Below are 15,613 nucleotides of genomic sequence, written 5' to 3'. Positions count from 1 at the left end.
GAAATCATATTAGGGAAGTCATCTTCTAAAGATTACTGACGCATTCCCCTTTCAAAAATCAGAATGCGGCAACATGGCTATGCGACCAAGCTGACTTCTGCAATTCTGCTCATTGCTTTGTTCACGGTCGATTGCACGTGACTGTCATCGACTAACTCGCGCGCCGGTTTGCCAATCAGATAGCCTTGAATGGCTGAACACCCCGCCTGTGCCACCATGCGAAGCTGGATAGGTTCTTCGATACCTTCGGCAAGCACCGGAATGTCGAGGGTGGTACCCAGCGCTACAACGGAGCCGAGAAGGGCTATGGCCTGCCGGTTGCCGTCGATGCCGGCGACGAAGGAGGCATCGAGCTTGATGCGGTCGAACGAAAAGGACCGCAACACGTCGAGCGAGGAATAGCCGACCCCAAAATCGTCGAGGGCGAGCCCACACCCCATCGTTTTCAGGTCGCGGAGCTGATCGAGGGCATATTGGCGATCATGGATGATCGCACTCTCCGTCAGCTCCAGCGTCAGGCGTGCGGGCGCAAGGCCGCTGTCCGCCAAGGCCTGCCGAATGGTATCGACCAACTCCGGGTCGGATAGATGCAGCGGTGACAGGTTGACCGCAATCGGAACGCGGTTGGGCCAGAGGGCTGCCTCGAAACAAGCCTGGCGGATAATCCATTTGCTAAGCGGAATGATCTCACCCACCTCTTCCGCGAGCGGAATGAACGATCCCGGTGGTATTAGCCCGCGCTCAGGGTGACGCCAGCGAACCAGCACCTCATAGCCGCTGATATCGCCGGTCTCGATCGAGGCCTGCACCTGGTAGTGCAACTCGAAGTCCTCCCGGACGATCGCCTCACGAAGCTCGTTGGCCAACTCGCGACGATCACGCACAGTGTCGTCCATAGTGGCGTCGTAGAAGCATGGCAGTGTGGATCGCTCGCTCTTGGCGCGGTACATGGCGAGATCGGCCCGGGCGAGCAGCGTGTCGGCGTCGTTGCCATCTTGCGGAGCCAGGGCGAGGCCGATGTTTGCCCCGATCGAAGCCGAGAACCGTTCGAAGGAGAGCCGTTCGGTGAAGATGCCGGTAAGGCGCTCTAGAAAGCCTGCGAGTTCGCCGGGATCACTGTAGGAGATCAGAGCGCCAAACTCGTCCCCACCAAGCCGTGCAATGCATTCGCCTAGCTTCAGGATGCCGCGCATACGTGCGGCCAGCGCCATTAGCACCTGGTCGCCTGCCTGGTGTCCATAGGTGTCGTTGACTGCCTTGAAGCGCGACAGGTCAAGCATGATCACAGCAAGAAAGGGTGCGCCGCCCTTTCGCATTAGGCGCCCTGCCAGATCATCGCCGAAGCACAGGCGATTGGGCAGATCGGTCAGGCCGTCATGCAACGCCATACGCCGCATCCGACCAAAGGCTTCGCTCTGCGTCTGCCCGTCGATGAGCGCGCTGATCGCGGCACAGCCGATGAATAGCAGGCTTGCGCACGTCGTCGCGGCTGCCAGAGCGGTCATGGTCGCGTCGGAAAGGCCATCGCCGGGATGAAGCGATAAGGCACGAACCATCATGGCGGCCATGCCGGTAAAATGAAGCGCGGCGACGGCAATACCGAGGAGGAGGCCACCGGTGGCACGGAAGGCAAGCTTCGGCTTTCGCCCTATGCTGAATGCCAGCGCCGAGACGATTACCGACAGTGCTACCGAGGCGGCAACATAGCCCCAGCGCCACTCGACGATACCATCGACCCGGTATGCCGCCATACCGGTGTAGTGCATGATCGAAATGGCGACACCTACGATGGCACCGCCGGCAGGCGTTAAAATGCGTCGTTTCGAAGCTGCGAGCGCCAGGCCCGGTGCCGCGCATAGGATTGCTATACCTAGCGAGATCAGGGTCAGGGTGATGTCGAGCGTCACCGGCGCACCCGCTCGGAAGGCCATCATTGCCACAAAATGAGTGCACCAGACCATGGTGCCCGTCCCGACTGCTCCCAAAGCGATCCAGCCGGCGCGGCGTCCGCCTCGTGCGCCAATAATTTGGGCAAACAGCTGCATGGTTGCCGCCGAGCCCAACATGCAGACAAGCACCGCGACCGCGACGAGACGCAGATCGTGCTCCTGCACGAGACAGGTTGCAACTTCCATCATGCCGCAGCGCGGCCCCTGATGTCGGCCTGGCGCTCTAGAGCCTGAGCCGCCTGACGGGCGAGGCCTTCGAGGTAGGCGCGCTGATCACGCGATGCAGGCGGTCGCGACACGGTGTCCAAAACACACAACATGCCTACATCCAGATTACTCGCGAGCGTCAGAGGCGCTCCAAGGTAGTAGCGAACATGAGGCTCGCCGCTGACACAGGGCAACGTGCGAAAAAAAGGGTCAGCCTGTGCGTCGCAGACTTCCAGGAGGTCGTCGCGATCCACTGCATAGTGGCAGAAGCCATCTTCACGCGGCAGGCAGGCTACGTCGAGACCAGTGGTTGCCTTCACCCAGAGTTCCTGGTCGTGAAGAATGGTCAGCAGCGAAATTGGCGCGGCGAACGCGCTCGCCGCCTGCTTCGTGAAGCGATCGAGGCCCTGCTCCATCGGCACGCCGAGGACGCCAAGGTTGCGAACGGCGCGGGAGCGCGATCGCTCACGAAAAATCTTCCACAGCATCGACCGCTTTTCGCACGCAAAACTTAACCATTAACTGAGAAGCGACGAGCGAGTTGGTGCGCCCGATCTGTCTGGCCATCATCACGACGTTCGATATGAATGGGTCAAATTTGATCTTCGATCGGTGAGGAATCTTTTGGAGCAACGGCCCTTTCCAGTTCCCGGCAATGAAGCTGAACGTCTTGCCGAGTTGGCAGCTTATCAAATTCTCGACACCGCGTCGGAGCGGGTGTTCGATGACGTGGTCAGGCTGGCACAGAGCCTGTTTGAAGTTGCCACCAGCACGGTCTCGCTTATCGATGCCGAACGGCAGTGGTTCAAGGCTCGCGTCGGGCTTGAAGCCAGTGAAACTGGCCGGGATGCTGCTTTCTGCGGGCACGCCATTCTAGAGGACGAGGTCATGGTGGTGCCGGATGCCGCCGCAGACGCGCGCTTTGCCGACAATCCACTGGTCACAGGGCCACCACATATCCGGTTTTACGCCGGAGCACCGTTGACGACCCCGACTGGTTTTAACATCGGCACCTTGTGTATCTTTGATCCCACGCCGAGACCCGGTGGGTTTAGCGGGCAGGAACGCGCTCACCTGTCCATGCTTGCCGATATGGTGATGGAGCGCCTGATAGCTCGCCGGCTAAGGCTGGAACGGCAGCAGGAAGCAGAGCAGGTGCGATCGGTAGCCGAACGGCTAAGCAGCGCCGCATCGCAGCTTGAGCAACAGGCCAAGGAATTGTCCGCGCTGGCTGCCGACGGCGAACTGCGCGCTGATGCAGCGGGTCAGGGCGTCGGGCAGCTTGTCCTCATGGGCGGCGAGGTTGAGACGATATTGAATGGAGTTGCCCGCGACATTGAGCATGTCTCGGATGATACTGAAACCATGCGGGTGACTATCGCAGGTCTTGGATCTCATCTGGAGGGAATCGGTTCAGTTGCTGGTGAGATCTCTGCCATTGCGTCGCAGACCAAGATGCTAGCACTGAATGCGTCAATTGAAGCCGCGAGAGCCGGAGACAGCGGCAGAAGCTTTGCTGTGGTGGCCAACGAGGTTCGTCTATTGGCAGGAACGACTGCCGAGGCGACGGATCATATCCTGAGCGAACTGAGGGCGATCGAGCAAACGGTCACGCGCGCCGTCGAACGATGCGACAAACTCACTGAACGTGTCGAATCCATGCAAGCGAGCTCTGGCAGGATCAAGGCTACGGCAGGTCTACAGAGCGCAACCCGAGCGCATGTGGGCGAAGAGATCGGCGATGCAGTTTTCGCCGTCCGTCAGATCGGTGCCCGTGCCAGGATTGTGGATGAGCACGGTGAGGCTGTACTCAGCGAGGTCGTCGTTTTGAGACGGCATGCCGATAGTTTGATGCAACGTTACCTGCAGGCACCAACCCAATAATCTTTGCGTCTCTGATCCAGCCATATGTCGCAAAAGAGGCGATATATGAAATGTCCGAAAGTCAGGACATTTGCATTTCATCGCTCAGCACGCAGACCCACTGTGGGCGCCGAGCAAACCAGTGCCCTACGGAGCCGCGATCAAACCAAAACGGTTTGTTAACCACATAATGGTAGTTTGATCCGCCGGGAGAGCGACAGATCGAGGACCAACCTTTATGGCTCAAAGTGACATTCAGGCATATAGCCGCTCATCATTTCCAGGTTTTTCGAATGGGTCCCTATCGCTATTTATTCGTGGCGTTTTGACCAATGCTCTAGAAGCGATCGATGCCTCTTCAGATGCATCGCTCGCCTTGACGGCCTGCAGCATTTCTCTTGCTATTGAGCAAATGGATTCGCCCGTCTGAAGTTGCACCCCAACTTCACCCCGGAAGGTGGGTAACAATGCGGTTACGTCCCTGCCGCTTAGCCTCATAGAGCATGCGATCGGCAGCCTCGATTGCGTCATCGCGTTTAACGCCCGCCAGCGACGCTGCCCCGATTGAGATAGTGATCGTGCCGAGTGCTTCTTCGCTGTTTCGTATTTTGAACGATCGCGCTGCAAGGTCCCGTCGGGTACGTTCGAGAAGTCCTGCCGCAGTTTCGATGCCCACCCCATCGATGATGATCAGGAATTCCTCACCTCCCCATCTCGCGACCGTGTGGGCGCCCGCGCTGTCCGAGAGCGAACCGGCAACGGCCTTCAAGACGCGGTCGCCAACGCTATGACCAAACTGATCGTTCACGGCCTTGAAATGGTCTATATCGCATAAGGCGACCACCCCGGGAGCGGATTTTCGCCGGGCGGACAACTCCTGGGTCGCACCGCGACGGTTCAGGAGCCCCGTTAGCGCATCGCGCTGCGCGTCATCGCGCGTCACCTCAACCTGCTGGCGGAGATCTTCGATCTCTTTCGAGGCGGCAATTAGCTGAGCTTCGACGCCACGGGTCCGGTGCACCATGGCTTTGACGATCTGCTCGACGGGACTTCCGCCCTCACCAAGGTGGAGCAGGTCGGCTGACAGGTCGCGGCCGAAGTCGGACGATTGCGTGGCCGCGCCGGCAGCGAGGTCTGCCAAGCGCAGGGTTTGATGGCGTAGCGCATCTTGACGCGGATCAGCGGCGTCGACGGCATCTTTGTCGCGGCGCGCCTGGGCGATCATGATCCGATCAGCGTCCGCCTGCGTGAGCGATCGTCCTTCCATCAAGATTGCGTCGACTGCCATGGCGGTCATACCGCGACGATCAGTTTTAAGCTGCCACGCCAGCGCAAAATTACTGGGGGTATGCTCGAGTTCCTGCTGGCTTAGAAAGCGCAGCGCTTCATAGCCCACTCCCGTTGCCGCCTCGGCAAGGCTCGGCGTTGCCGCTACTATCGCCTTCTTTCGTGCAAACATAATAGCAGCCTATCAACCCTTTAGCGCCGCATGACCGGCATTTGATTCTTACAAAAAATTTATAGCTTATAGATGCGCGTTATCGATACTGTAACTATCATCGACGGGGCGTGTAGACATTTTAACGTAGTGCCCCTTGTCCATTATCCATCAGTTTATGCACAGCAGCGTGTATGAGATGAAGAGCGCCGACTAAATCGCGAAGCGGGTCGTTATCCGCCACAGGATTATCTAATCGTCCAGGTGCGAAGTTGGCTGTGTGATGCGCTTCGGTTATTGCTTAACCTTCAGTAGGGCACTTTGTCTTAATGGGGCTGACAAACTCTCACGCGACAGATGTCGACGGAAGCTGTATATGGCAAGGCTTGCCAGCCATTATACGCCGTGACATCGACGACCATTCGCTTAGGAACCATTTGGTAGGATCTTCGGGGCTGATGGCTTGCTCGTCACTTAAAGACTCGCTCAGCACGACATCTTCATAGTTGATAAATTCTGCTTCGATTGTCGAGTAGAAGGCGCGGGCGACAGGCAGTCGATCCGTCCTAATTGAGCGCAGAACCAAAGCCAATCGGTTCGACCTTAACCGCACCAGCTTTTCGGCTGGAAATACGCCGATGCTTCGCATGAACTGGAACAGGATCTGCGCGTCGAATTCGCCGGGGGCTCCGTCCATATGGGCAAGCGCAGCAACAGGAGGCATGCCCTTCCGGTAAGCGCGATCCGTCGTCATGGCTTCATAAACGTCGCAAATCGCTGCCATGCGAGCAGCCTGGCTAACCGCATCCCCGGCCAGGCCAAATGGGTACCCCGATCCGTCCAGGCGCTCATGATGATGCAGGCATACGTCCAGCGCCACCGGGGGAAGGCCGTCGGTAGCGAGCAGAGCATGCCCTAACTCCGGGTGACGCCTGATTTCCCGCATTTCATCCGGGGTAAGATCGCCCTTTTTCGTCAGAATGGCATCGTCGATCATGACCTTGCCGATATCATGAAGCAGCCCCGCCAAGCCCATCGCCTGGATCGTCGAAGCGGGCGCGCCGGTCGCACGCGCGAGGCTGATCATCAGTGCACACACTGCCACCGAATGCCTGTACGTCTCGTCATCCTTGTCCTTCAGGCGCGTCACGCTGATGAAAGCCGAGATGTTGTGCTCCAGTGTCCTGACGATATCGTCGACGACGGGCAGAATGAGCGAGGGGGGCACTTCTCGGCCGAGCCGGCGATCGTTGAACAATGCCTTGACCACCTTGGTCGAGCGTTCGGCCAAGGCAGTCGCGCGTGATTTATCGGCTCTGCCAAACGCCGGACGCGCCGGGAGAGCCAATTTTTTTGATGCGGTAGCTTGGGGCCTCCGATTAGCATGACTTGCGCTCAGCGCTGATTTCAACGGAATTGGCTGTTCGGCTCGTTGCGTAGGTAGTGGACTGCCATCATGGCTTTCCGCGACATCCAGCCCCTTTGCGGTATCAATGATGATCCCCACACCTGTATCTCGGAGGCTTTGGCGTTGGCTATGAGAGTCGACCAGGAAGCCGGCACGCCAAAAGGGATGGGCTAGCCAGCTGCCATCGAAACCATCGACGAACATGCCACGTTCGACTTGATCGGGCCGGATTCGTCTACGCATACGATCCTTGTCACCTCAGCGCCTTCCGATCGACGCATTTCCCATCATCGGCCGGCAAGCCGGTGCGGAGCTGGTACCGATTGGAAGGTAGCGCCGGCAGCGTTTACAAACTCCTATCGCAGGCCAATGCGACGTGGTCCGCCAGAGACATGATTGCCAGCACGTGGAGCCATTTGATGTCGCAAAATGGCCCAATTTCGAGACGTTCAAAACTCAGCGTTTTCGCGACAAAGGGTGCGACAATCCGAGCCCGGTATCGGACCTGCGTTCCCGCCGCTCAAGTTACGCTGCATCCAACGGCGCTTCCAGAAGTGCGACTAGTGTCGACCGTTTGACCCCGGTCAATGCCGCGCCCCCATTTGTGAGGCACATCGTCGCCTCTGCGCCACGCGCCCGACTTCTGAAGGATCGCCAATAATGAACATCCATCAGTCAGGTGGAATCGTCGTGCCGATCACGAGCTGCAGCCAGAATATTTGTGAGGAAGGTATTGCAAGCCTCGTTGCCGACCATCGGCGCTTGAAAAATTTGTGCGATCTACTGGAACACTGCGCAGATGAATTGCCTGTGATGCCAACTGCTTTTGTTGTTCAGCAGATATGCGACGCTCTGACAGGACTCATCGACAAAGACGTACCAGAATCCTCGCCATATCCAGACGTCGCAGATCTATATGATCCAAGCGATCCGCTGGCTCTTGTGCTGATGGAAGAAGTGCATGCCCGTCATACCGCCGACGCATTGCACGCTCAAGACCTTGTTGATGCCCTTCGTGGAACGCCCGAGATCGCACATCGCCTTTCACCTGATACGATTGGGTACATGCTACGCTGCTTTTTCGAGGGGTGCCGACAGGCCATGGACTGTGAGGAACTTGCCATTTTGGCGTTGGCGCGAAACCGCCTGACGCAGGGCACGCGCCGGTTGCTGATGGACAGTCTGCGGCTCAGGTCGCGTCGCAGACGCCCCGCTGTCGCTTGATGATACCGTTCAGGCCGCTTCTGCGCGAACAGCGAGCGCGGTGCGGTCACTGATCGTGATCGCCCGCGCTCCCGGCAAAGAAATGATGCCGAGATCCTTCATCTTGGTCAGCTGACGACTGACCGTTTCAATGGTCATACCTAGGACGTCTGCGATCTGCCCTCGCGTCAACGGTAGGTCAAACGTCACTGGCCCGTTTAGGCTGGCACGACATCCAGCCTCCCCCGCTCGCGCAGCCATGTCGAGGAGGAACCCTGCCATCTTCTCACTCGCAGACTTGCGCGCCAGCATCAGCATGCGTCCTCGCGCTTCATCCAACGATGCAAGCGTACGCTGAAGCAGCAATCGCTCCATACGCTGATGGTCGTCCAAAACGCGTTCGAACGCCGCCCGCGGAAAGACGCACAGCTCGGCATCGCTTAGCGCAACAATCGTGAAATCGTTCTGTCCCGCGTAGGGCTGGCCGAAGAAATCGGCGGGGTAGAGCAGGCCAACGATCTGTTCGCGTCCGTCAGCGGTTGCGGCGACGAGCTTGAGCACACCAGACAACAGGTTGCCGCAGATTACTGCCTCCTCGCCTGCCCAAGCTACCGTCTGGCCGGCGGCAGCTCGACGACGTTGGCCCAGCACGTTGAGCGCCTCCAATTCCCGATCGTCGAGACTGCCGCACAGAGCTCGGTCGCGTACGGCGCAATCAGCACAGATTGTTGTTGTGAGCATGACATGTCGAATAAACGGATAATGGCCGTATGTCGCCTTATCCAAGATACCCATCGGATCGTGTAGGCTGCGCAACAATCCGCTCAGCCTGCCAGCCGTGCCAGCGCGGGGCGATCGAGTAGTCGCACTCCGCGCAAGCCGACCAGCGAGATCAATCCGGCATCCTGAAAAGCTGACATGTTTCGACTCACAGTCTCGATCGCCAATCCCAATACTTCGCCCATCGCACCGCGCGACAGCGGCAGCATGACAACGCCATTGCCAGGCTCGCCGCAGCGGCGTGCTATATCGACCAGCAACGCTGCGATCCGCGCTTCAGCTCGGGCACGCGCCAACATCGGCAGCCAGCGACGTGCTTCGCTGAGTGAAGCTAGTGCGCGCTGCAGCAGCAAGCGCTCGGCTGCAGGATAACAGGCGAGCGTCCGCTCCAGTACCTCGCGGGGATACACGCATAGGTCCGCATCGGTGAGCGCTGCGATAGTGTCGGACGTCTGCGTAACGAACAACTCCCCCGCGAAATCACCCGGATAAAGCAACCCGACAATCTGCGACCGCTTGTCGAGTCCGGCGCGTGTGATTTTCAGGACGCCAGAGACCAGATTGCCGCACGTGACAGCCGGATCGCCGGTCCAGCTTAACGCCTGCCCTGCGCGCAGGGTTCTGCGCCGCGCGAGGGCGTGCAGCGCTGCAAGCGCGTCATCCCCCAACCCTGAGCATAGCGACGTGTTGCGTGCAGCGCAGGCGGCACAGCGCGCCGGCAGGTCAGACGGCATTGCTAAACCGAGCCGCGTCACCGGTACGATAAAAATCAAGCGTCGCGGCAATGGCGCGCGCGTAGGGCCGTGCGTCGTCCGTCAGATCCAGCCGCGTGCCATGCCAGCGGATCAGCTTGGCATCTTCGAAGCGTAGCAGCCGGGCGCGAATGCCCTCGCGCTCGGGTATGTCGGTGAGGTCTGCAACGCCTTGGCACAGGATCGCCTCGATCGCGCGCCCGCGCACGCGGTCCTGCACCGTCCGACGCACACCTCTTGCCGTCGCGAAGCGCGCGGTTCGGACCGCGGCGTGCCAACCGCCGACGTTCTTGTCGTTCTGGAGCAGCCGGTCGGGAAACTGGGTTATTGCGCTTGCGCCCATCCCGATCAGCACATCCGCCTGATCTTCGGTAAAACCCTGGAAGTTTCGGCGAAGCGTGCCATCCGCCGCAGCGCGGGCCAGCGCATCACCTGGGACTGCGAAATGGTCGAAACCTATGCTGCGATAGCCCGCGGAGGTCAGCCGTTCATGCGCCTGCGTCGCTTGGCCAAACCGGGTCGCCGCATCCGGTAGCGCCCGCGCATCGATCCGGCGCTGGCGCGGAATCAGGTGAGGGACATGCGCATAGCCGAACACCGCCAGCCGCTCGGGCTCGAGCGCAAGCGCGGCATCGAGTGTTGCCGACAGCGCGGCTTCTTCCTGTCCCGGAAGGCCGTACATCAGGTCGAAATTGATCGAACTGACGCCCGCATCGCGCAGCAGGGCTACTGTTCGGACGATGTCCGCTTCGGGCTGAACCCGTCCGATCACCGCCTGCAAGGCGGGGTCGAAGGTTTGCACGCCCAGGCTGGCGCGTGTGACGCCGCTATCCGCGACCGCTGTCGCCCACCCGGCGTCGAAGCCGCGCGGGTCGAGTTCGACCGACAGCACCGCGTCGCTGACATCGAAGGCAGCAACGACATGATCGACCAGTGCGACGAACGCTTTCGGTGAAACGGCATTAGGACTGCCACCCCCGAACGCGATCCGCTTCACTTTGCCTTGACGAGCCAGCCGTGCCGCGACCAGCGTGATCTCGTCATGCAGCCGTGCGAGATAGGCGTCTAGACGCGCTGTCCGGTTCGCCGCGCCTGTATTGCACCCGCAATACCAACAGATCGCGTGGCAATAGGGGATGTGCAGGTAGAGCGAGACCGGCGTATCGCGGCCCACCGCATCGAGCGCCGCGGCCATGTCATCATGGCTAACGGTGCCACCGAATTCGGCAGCGGTAGGATAGCTGGTGTAGCGCGGTACTGGTCGGGCGAGCAGATCGGGATGGAAGGTCCACATGGTATCGCCAATTGCGACGAAACGCCTTTACCGACTTTGATCGTCGTCAAATCCGGCCTTGTTCGCGGTCAAGGCGAGGCGGGCATCCCGCGCCTACCCGGTTGCCCAGATCGAACCACAGGAGATCTGGCGATGAAGACGTTCAAGGGTATGGCTGCCCTGCTGGCACTGGCGGTCGCAGGCACAGCAGCGCCTGCTATGGCGCAGGCGGATGCCAAAGCCGTGCCGGATGCGGCGCGCGTGGGCATCCGCGCTGGAGACGTGCTGCTGCGCGCCCGCACCATTCTGGTCGCGCCCAACGAGGACTCGGGCAGCGTTCTGCCCGCATTTCCCGGTGAGCGCGTGAAGATAAACGACAGCTTCATGCCGGAGATCGATGCGACGTACATGGCGACCGACCACATCGGTTTTGAGCTGATCGCATCGACCACCAAGCACAAGGCGGGCGGCACCAGCGGCACCACGGGTAGCATCGGCAAGCTTGCCAGCACCTGGGTGCTGCCGCCGACGCTGACTGCGCAATATCACTTTACGCCACTGTCACATGTCCGCCCCTATGTCGGTGCGGGCATCAACTACACGATATTCTGGAACGAGAACGCGTCTGCGGGGCTGGAGGCGGCGGTCGGCCCCACTCGCGTCCACATGAAGGACAGCATCGGCTGGGCCGCGCAGGCCGGCATCGATGTCGATATCACGCCCAAGGTCTTCGTGAACCTGGACGTCAAGTATATCGACATCGATACGACGGTCCGGCTCGATACGACCGCGGCGGGGGCACAGCGGGTGAAGCTGGGACTTGATCCGTTAGTGTTCGGCGTGGGAGTAGGAATGCGGTTGTAACCGCCCGCCCCGCCCCGGCCAACAAACCTGTCCAGCGCAGTGACCACCGCGCCGGGCAGGACTTATCAGCATCCCCGGACGAAGATGCCGCGATCTTCAAGCCGTAACCGGCACCGACGCATCGATCGCGTCGGTTTGGCGATACGTCTAGCGCCCGTCACGCAGGACAAGAACGAGTCCTGTTAACGAGAGCGCGGCAAGGCCGAACCAGGTGATGCTGTAGATCAGGTGGTTGTTGGGAAAGACCAGCACCGTCATTCCGCCGCGCGGCCACACGGCGCTATCCTGGCCAGCATCCGCGTCGATGAAATAGGGAGCGGTCCACCGCAACCCGCGGGCGTGTGCGATCGCGGCGACGTCGCGCGAGAACCAGCGATCCTGCGCCGGCTGGTTCGTTCGCAGCATGCTTCCTCCCGACTCGCTTGTCCGAAGCAACCCGGTGATGCGCGTCATGCCATCCACCTGTTTGCGCGCCGCGGAGCCAGCGCGCTCCGTCGGCACGAAACCGCGATTTACCAGCACCACGAAGCCGGCGTCGCTCCGCAGTGGTGTCATCACCCAGAAGCCCGCACCGTCTTCGGTTAACGCCTGCACCAGCGTTTCGCGATCGTTGAGGAAGCGACCCCGGATCGCCACGTGGCGATAGGCGTCCCGTCGCGGCTCCATTGTCCGCCAAGTACCTGGCGGCGGAGCCGGCCGTGGCGGTGCGTGCACTCGCTCATCCACGGCCGCGATCAGCGCCAGCTTCCAGGCGCGGCGTTCGACCTGCCAGGTGCCGAGTGCCAGGAACCCTAGCGTGGCGAGCAGGCTTATTGCTGCGAGCGCGCGGCGCTTGCCCGCTTGCCTGCCCTTTCGTGCGCTCAGCGCACTGGCCCCATCGTACCACCCGGCATCGGCATCATGTTGGTGTTGAGGTGGTACATCACCCAGATCGACCCGCCGATAGTCAGGACGACGATCACCGCGGTGAAAAGGAAGGCGAGCAGTGTCCACCCGCCCTCAGACTGCGTATCGAGATGCAGGAAGCAGACGACATGTACGACGATCTGGATGAGCGCCATCGCGAAGATCAGCAGCGCAGTGGTCTGGGCATCGTGCAGCGCGCCGGACATCACCAGCCAGAACGGTATGGCTGTCAGCAGGATCGAGAGGATCGTGCCGATCCGGTAGCCGCGCCGGCTGCCATGCCCGTGCGGCCCGTCATGCGGATGCAGCGCTGGATCGAGAGGGGTGCTCAACGGAGGACTCCATACAAATAGACGAAGGTGAAGACACCGATCCAGATGATGTCCAGGAAATGCCAGAACATCGACAGGCACATCAGCCGGCGCTTCATCGGCAGGCTGAGGCCGTGCTGCCCGATCTGGGCGAGCATGGTGACGATCCAGATCAGGCCGACCGTTACGTGCGCGCCATGCGTGCCGACGAGCGTGAAGAACGCCGACAGGAAGGCGCTGCGCTGTGGCCCCGCCCCTTCCGCGATCAACTGAGAAAATTCGTACAGTTCGATACCGACGAACGCCGCGCCGAGCAGCCCGGTAACGGCGAGCCAGAAGCGGGTAGGACCCACCCGGCCCGCTTCCATGTGCGGCATCGCTTGCCCGAAAGTGATCGACGAGGCGAGTAGAAAGGCGGTGTTGAGCGCGACCAGCTTGAGGTCGAAGATCTCGCGCGGCACGGGCCCACCAGCGTAGCCAGTGCTCACCACGCCGTACATCGCGAACAGCGAGGCAAAGATGAGCGCGTCGCTCATCAGGTAGATCCAGAAGCCGAGCAGGGTGGCGCCGTTGCCGCCGTGGTCGTGGTCCTCTTCCTCGGCGAGGTGCCACGTCGGGGCCCTCGACTGTCCTGGCTGAAGAGCGTGATCGGTCATGTCAGATCCCTTCGGCAAGCGGCAGGCGCTTAGCTTCCGTCCGCGCGACCTCGTCGACGGGAATGAAATAGTCGCGCTTCATGTTGAATGTGTGCCCCACGGCCACCACCACGAGTCCGGCAAAACACAAGGCCGCCAGCCACCAGATGTACCACACCATCGAGAAGCCGAGGGCGAGTGCCAGTCCCGACAGGATCACGCCGGCCCCGGTGTTGCGTGGCATGTGGATCGGCCGGAAGCCACTGGCCGGGCGCTCGTAGCCGCGGTTCTTCATGTCGTACCAGGCGTCGAGATCGTGCACGACCGGCGTGAAGGCGAAGTTGTAGGCAGGCGGCGGCGAGGTCGTTGACCATTCCAGCGTCCGCCCGCCCCACGGATCCCCGGTCGTGTCGGCCAGTTCGTGACGCTTCACGAAGCCCATGATGATGCTCATCACGAAACCGAGAATGCCGATCAGGATGATCACCGCGCCGATCGCGGCGACGATGAAATAGGGCTGGAGCGTAGGGTCGTCGAAATGGTTGACCCGGCGCGTGGTGCCCATCAGCCCGACGATGTAGATCGGTGTCCACGCAATCCAGTAGCCCGCAACCCAGCCCCAGAACGCGACCTTGCCCCAGAACTCGTCGAGCTTGAAGCCGAAGGCCTTGGGGAACCAGTAGACCATGCCGGCGAACAGGCCGAACACCACGCCACCAATGATCGTGTTGTGAAAATGCGCGACCAGGAACAGCGAGTTGTGCAGCACAAAATCGGCAGGCGGAATGGCGAGCAGCACGCCGGTCATGCCGCCGACTGTGAACGTCAGCATGAAGGCGACCACCCACATCATCGGCAGGTCGAAACGGATGTCGCCCTTGTACATGGTGAACAGCCAATTGAAGATCTTGGCCCCGGTCGGGATCGCGATCACCATCGTGGCAATGCCGAAGAAGCTATTGACGCTCGGCCCTGCTCCCATCGTGAAGAAATGATGGAGCCAAACAAGGTAGGACAGGATGGTGATGACGACGGTCGCATATACCATCGACGAATAGCCGAAGAGCGGCTTGCCCGAGAAGGTCGCGGTGATCTCCGAATAGATCCCGAACGCCGGCAGGACCAGGACGTAGACTTCCGGGTGCCCCCAGATCCAAACCATGTTCCAGTACATCATCGGCGCACCACCAAGCTCGTTGGTGAAGAAGTTGGTGCCGACATAGCGATCGAGCATCAGCAAGAAGAAGGCAGCCGTCAGCGCCGGGAAGATCGCGATAGCGAGTACGTTGGAGCAGAGCGCCGTCCAGCAGAACACCGGCATCTTCATCATGGTCATGCCGGGCGCGCGCATCTTGATGATGGTGGCAACCATGTTGATCGCCGACAATGTGGTGCCGACCCCTGCAATCTGCAGTGACCACAGATAGTAATCCACCCCCGTGTCCGGACTGTAGGCCAGCCCCGCGAGCGGCGCATAGGACAGCCAACCCGTCCGCGCGAACTCGCCGACGAAGAGCGACACCATCGTCAGGATCGCGCCCGCGGCGGTCAGCCAAAAGCTCAGGTTGTTGAGAAAGGGAAAGGCAACGTCCCGTGCACCGATCTGGAGCGGCATGACGAAGTTGACGATGCCGACAACCAGCGGGATTGCCACGAAGAAGATCATGATCGTACCGTGGGCGGTGAAGATCTGATCGTAATGGTGCGGCGGCAGGTAGCCGGGGTTGCTCCCGAACGCGACGGCCTGTTGCGCGCGCATCATGAGCGCATCTGAAAACCCACGCAGCAGCATGATAATGGCCAAGATGATGTACATGACGCCGACCTTCTTGTGGTCGACGCTGGTGAACCATTCCTTCCATAGATAGCCCCACAGCCGGAAGCGCGTGATCGCACCGACGATGCCGAGGCCGAGCAGCGACACGACGAGGAACGTCGTGAACAGGATCGGTTCGTGGATTGGGAAGGATTCCCAGGTCAGACGTCCGAAGATCGTCTTGAGGAGGCTGTTGTCGGTCATGATG

14 protein-coding genes are annotated in these 15,613 nt (G+C 60.6%); 3 read left to right on the top strand and 11 right to left on the bottom strand.

Annotated features, from left to right (window positions below; translation table 11 throughout):
- Window positions 1-77: 77 nt before the first annotated feature.
- Window positions 78-2,138 carry a putative bifunctional diguanylate cyclase/phosphodiesterase gene (locus AC4GY7_RS09285; RefSeq protein WP_491113162.1) on the bottom strand — a complete coding sequence of 687 codons (2,061 nt, stop codon included), beginning with the start codon at window positions 2,136-2,138 and terminating at the stop codon, window positions 78-80.
- Window positions 2,135-2,644, bottom strand: coding sequence for a GAF domain-containing protein (locus AC4GY7_RS09280; protein WP_491113159.1), 510 nt, complete (start codon window positions 2,642-2,644; stop codon window positions 2,135-2,137). The genes AC4GY7_RS09285 and AC4GY7_RS09280 overlap by 4 nt, the downstream gene beginning before the upstream one ends.
- A gap of 136 nt (window positions 2,645-2,780) precedes the next feature.
- Here AC4GY7_RS09280 and AC4GY7_RS09275 point away from each other — a divergent pair, with 136 nt between their 5' ends.
- A complete protein-coding gene (locus AC4GY7_RS09275; RefSeq protein WP_491113157.1) occupies window positions 2,781-4,040 on the top strand; it encodes a methyl-accepting chemotaxis protein in 1,260 nt (419 codons plus the stop codon).
- A gap of 424 nt (window positions 4,041-4,464) precedes the next feature.
- Here AC4GY7_RS09275 and AC4GY7_RS09270 read toward each other — a convergent pair whose 3' ends face one another.
- On the bottom strand, window positions 4,465-5,478 hold the full coding sequence (locus tag AC4GY7_RS09270; protein WP_491113155.1) for a GGDEF domain-containing protein: 1,014 nt from the start codon (window positions 5,476-5,478) through the stop codon (window positions 4,465-4,467).
- 325 nt (window positions 5,479-5,803) lie between these two features.
- Window positions 5,804-7,108, bottom strand: a complete 1,305-nt coding sequence (locus AC4GY7_RS09265; protein ID WP_491113153.1) for a cyclic di-GMP phosphodiesterase — start codon at window positions 7,106-7,108, stop codon at window positions 5,804-5,806.
- A gap of 417 nt (window positions 7,109-7,525) precedes the next feature.
- On the opposite strand from AC4GY7_RS09265, the gene AC4GY7_RS09260 reads away from it, so the two are divergent.
- Entirely contained in the window at window positions 7,526-8,089 is a 564-nt protein-coding gene (locus tag AC4GY7_RS09260) for a hypothetical protein (protein WP_491113151.1), read from the top strand.
- A gap of 9 nt (window positions 8,090-8,098) precedes the next feature.
- Here the strand turns inward: AC4GY7_RS09260 and AC4GY7_RS09255 are convergent, their stop codons facing one another.
- From AC4GY7_RS09255 to hemN, 3 genes are all read right to left on the bottom strand, one after another.
- Window positions 8,099-8,809, bottom strand: coding sequence for a Crp/Fnr family transcriptional regulator (locus AC4GY7_RS09255; RefSeq protein ID WP_491113732.1), 711 nt, complete (start codon window positions 8,807-8,809; stop codon window positions 8,099-8,101).
- A gap of 83 nt (window positions 8,810-8,892) precedes the next feature.
- On the bottom strand, window positions 8,893-9,582 hold the full coding sequence (locus AC4GY7_RS09250) for a Crp/Fnr family transcriptional regulator (RefSeq protein ID WP_491113149.1): 690 nt from the start codon (window positions 9,580-9,582) through the stop codon (window positions 8,893-8,895).
- On the bottom strand, window positions 9,572-10,894 hold the full coding sequence (gene hemN, locus AC4GY7_RS09245) for an oxygen-independent coproporphyrinogen III oxidase (protein ID WP_491113147.1): 1,323 nt from the start codon (window positions 10,892-10,894) through the stop codon (window positions 9,572-9,574). Before hemN ends, AC4GY7_RS09250 begins: the two co-directional genes overlap by 11 nt.
- A 126-nt stretch (window positions 10,895-11,020) precedes the next feature.
- Between hemN and AC4GY7_RS09240 the strand changes: the two genes are divergently transcribed.
- Entirely contained in the window at window positions 11,021-11,737 is a 717-nt protein-coding gene (locus AC4GY7_RS09240; RefSeq protein ID WP_491113730.1) for an OmpW/AlkL family protein, read from the top strand.
- 147 nt (window positions 11,738-11,884) lie between these two features.
- Here the strand turns inward: AC4GY7_RS09240 and AC4GY7_RS09235 are convergent, their stop codons facing one another.
- The 4 genes from AC4GY7_RS09235 to cyoB are packed head-to-tail and all read right to left on the bottom strand — an operon-like array spanning window position 11,885 to window position 15,609.
- Window positions 11,885-12,544, bottom strand: coding sequence for an SURF1 family protein (locus AC4GY7_RS09235; protein ID WP_491113728.1), 660 nt, complete (start codon window positions 12,542-12,544; stop codon window positions 11,885-11,887).
- A gap of 53 nt (window positions 12,545-12,597) precedes the next feature.
- Window positions 12,598-12,975, bottom strand: a complete 378-nt coding sequence (gene cyoD, locus AC4GY7_RS09230; protein WP_491113145.1) for a cytochrome o ubiquinol oxidase subunit IV — start codon at window positions 12,973-12,975, stop codon at window positions 12,598-12,600.
- Window positions 12,972-13,610 carry a cytochrome o ubiquinol oxidase subunit III gene (gene cyoC, locus AC4GY7_RS09225; protein ID WP_491113143.1) on the bottom strand — a complete coding sequence of 213 codons (639 nt, stop codon included), beginning with the start codon at window positions 13,608-13,610 and terminating at the stop codon, window positions 12,972-12,974. Before cyoC ends, cyoD begins: the two co-directional genes overlap by 4 nt.
- 1 nt (window position 13,611) lies before the next feature.
- Window positions 13,612-15,609 (bottom strand): cytochrome o ubiquinol oxidase subunit I, encoded by a 1,998-nt coding sequence (gene cyoB / locus AC4GY7_RS09220; protein WP_491113141.1) that lies wholly within the window; start codon window positions 15,607-15,609, stop codon window positions 13,612-13,614.
- Window positions 15,610-15,613: the final 4 nt, after the last annotated feature.

Source organism: Sphingomonas sp. SP5 (assembly GCF_058313455.1).
This window is presented reverse-complemented; position numbering and strand designations above follow the sequence as displayed.

Excerpts from the sequence above, each read along its gene's own strand:
- AC4GY7_RS09285 (WP_491113162.1), bottom strand. The coding sequence starts at position 2,138 with ATGATGGAAGTTGCAACCTGTCTCGTGCAGGAGCACGATCTGCGTCTC.
- AC4GY7_RS09280 (WP_491113159.1), bottom strand. The coding sequence starts at position 2,644 with ATGCTGTGGAAGATTTTTCGTGAGCGATCGCGCTCCCGCGCCGTTCGC.
- AC4GY7_RS09270 (WP_491113155.1), bottom strand. The coding sequence starts at position 5,478 with ATGTTTGCACGAAAGAAGGCGATAGTAGCGGCAACGCCGAGCCTTGCC.
- AC4GY7_RS09265 (WP_491113153.1), bottom strand. The coding sequence starts at position 7,108 with ATGCGTAGACGAATCCGGCCCGATCAAGTCGAACGTGGCATGTTCGTC.
- AC4GY7_RS09260 (WP_491113151.1), top strand. The coding sequence starts at position 7,526 with ATGAACATCCATCAGTCAGGTGGAATCGTCGTGCCGATCACGAGCTGC.
- AC4GY7_RS09255 (WP_491113732.1), bottom strand. The coding sequence starts at position 8,809 with ATGCTCACAACAACAATCTGTGCTGATTGCGCCGTACGCGACCGAGCT.
- AC4GY7_RS09250 (WP_491113149.1), bottom strand. The coding sequence starts at position 9,582 with ATGCCGTCTGACCTGCCGGCGCGCTGTGCCGCCTGCGCTGCACGCAAC.
- hemN (WP_491113147.1), bottom strand. The coding sequence starts at position 10,894 with ATGTGGACCTTCCATCCCGATCTGCTCGCCCGACCAGTACCGCGCTAC.
- cyoC (WP_491113143.1), bottom strand. The coding sequence starts at position 13,610 with ATGACCGATCACGCTCTTCAGCCAGGACAGTCGAGGGCCCCGACGTGG.
- cyoB (WP_491113141.1), bottom strand. The coding sequence starts at position 15,609 with ATGACCGACAACAGCCTCCTCAAGACGATCTTCGGACGTCTGACCTGG.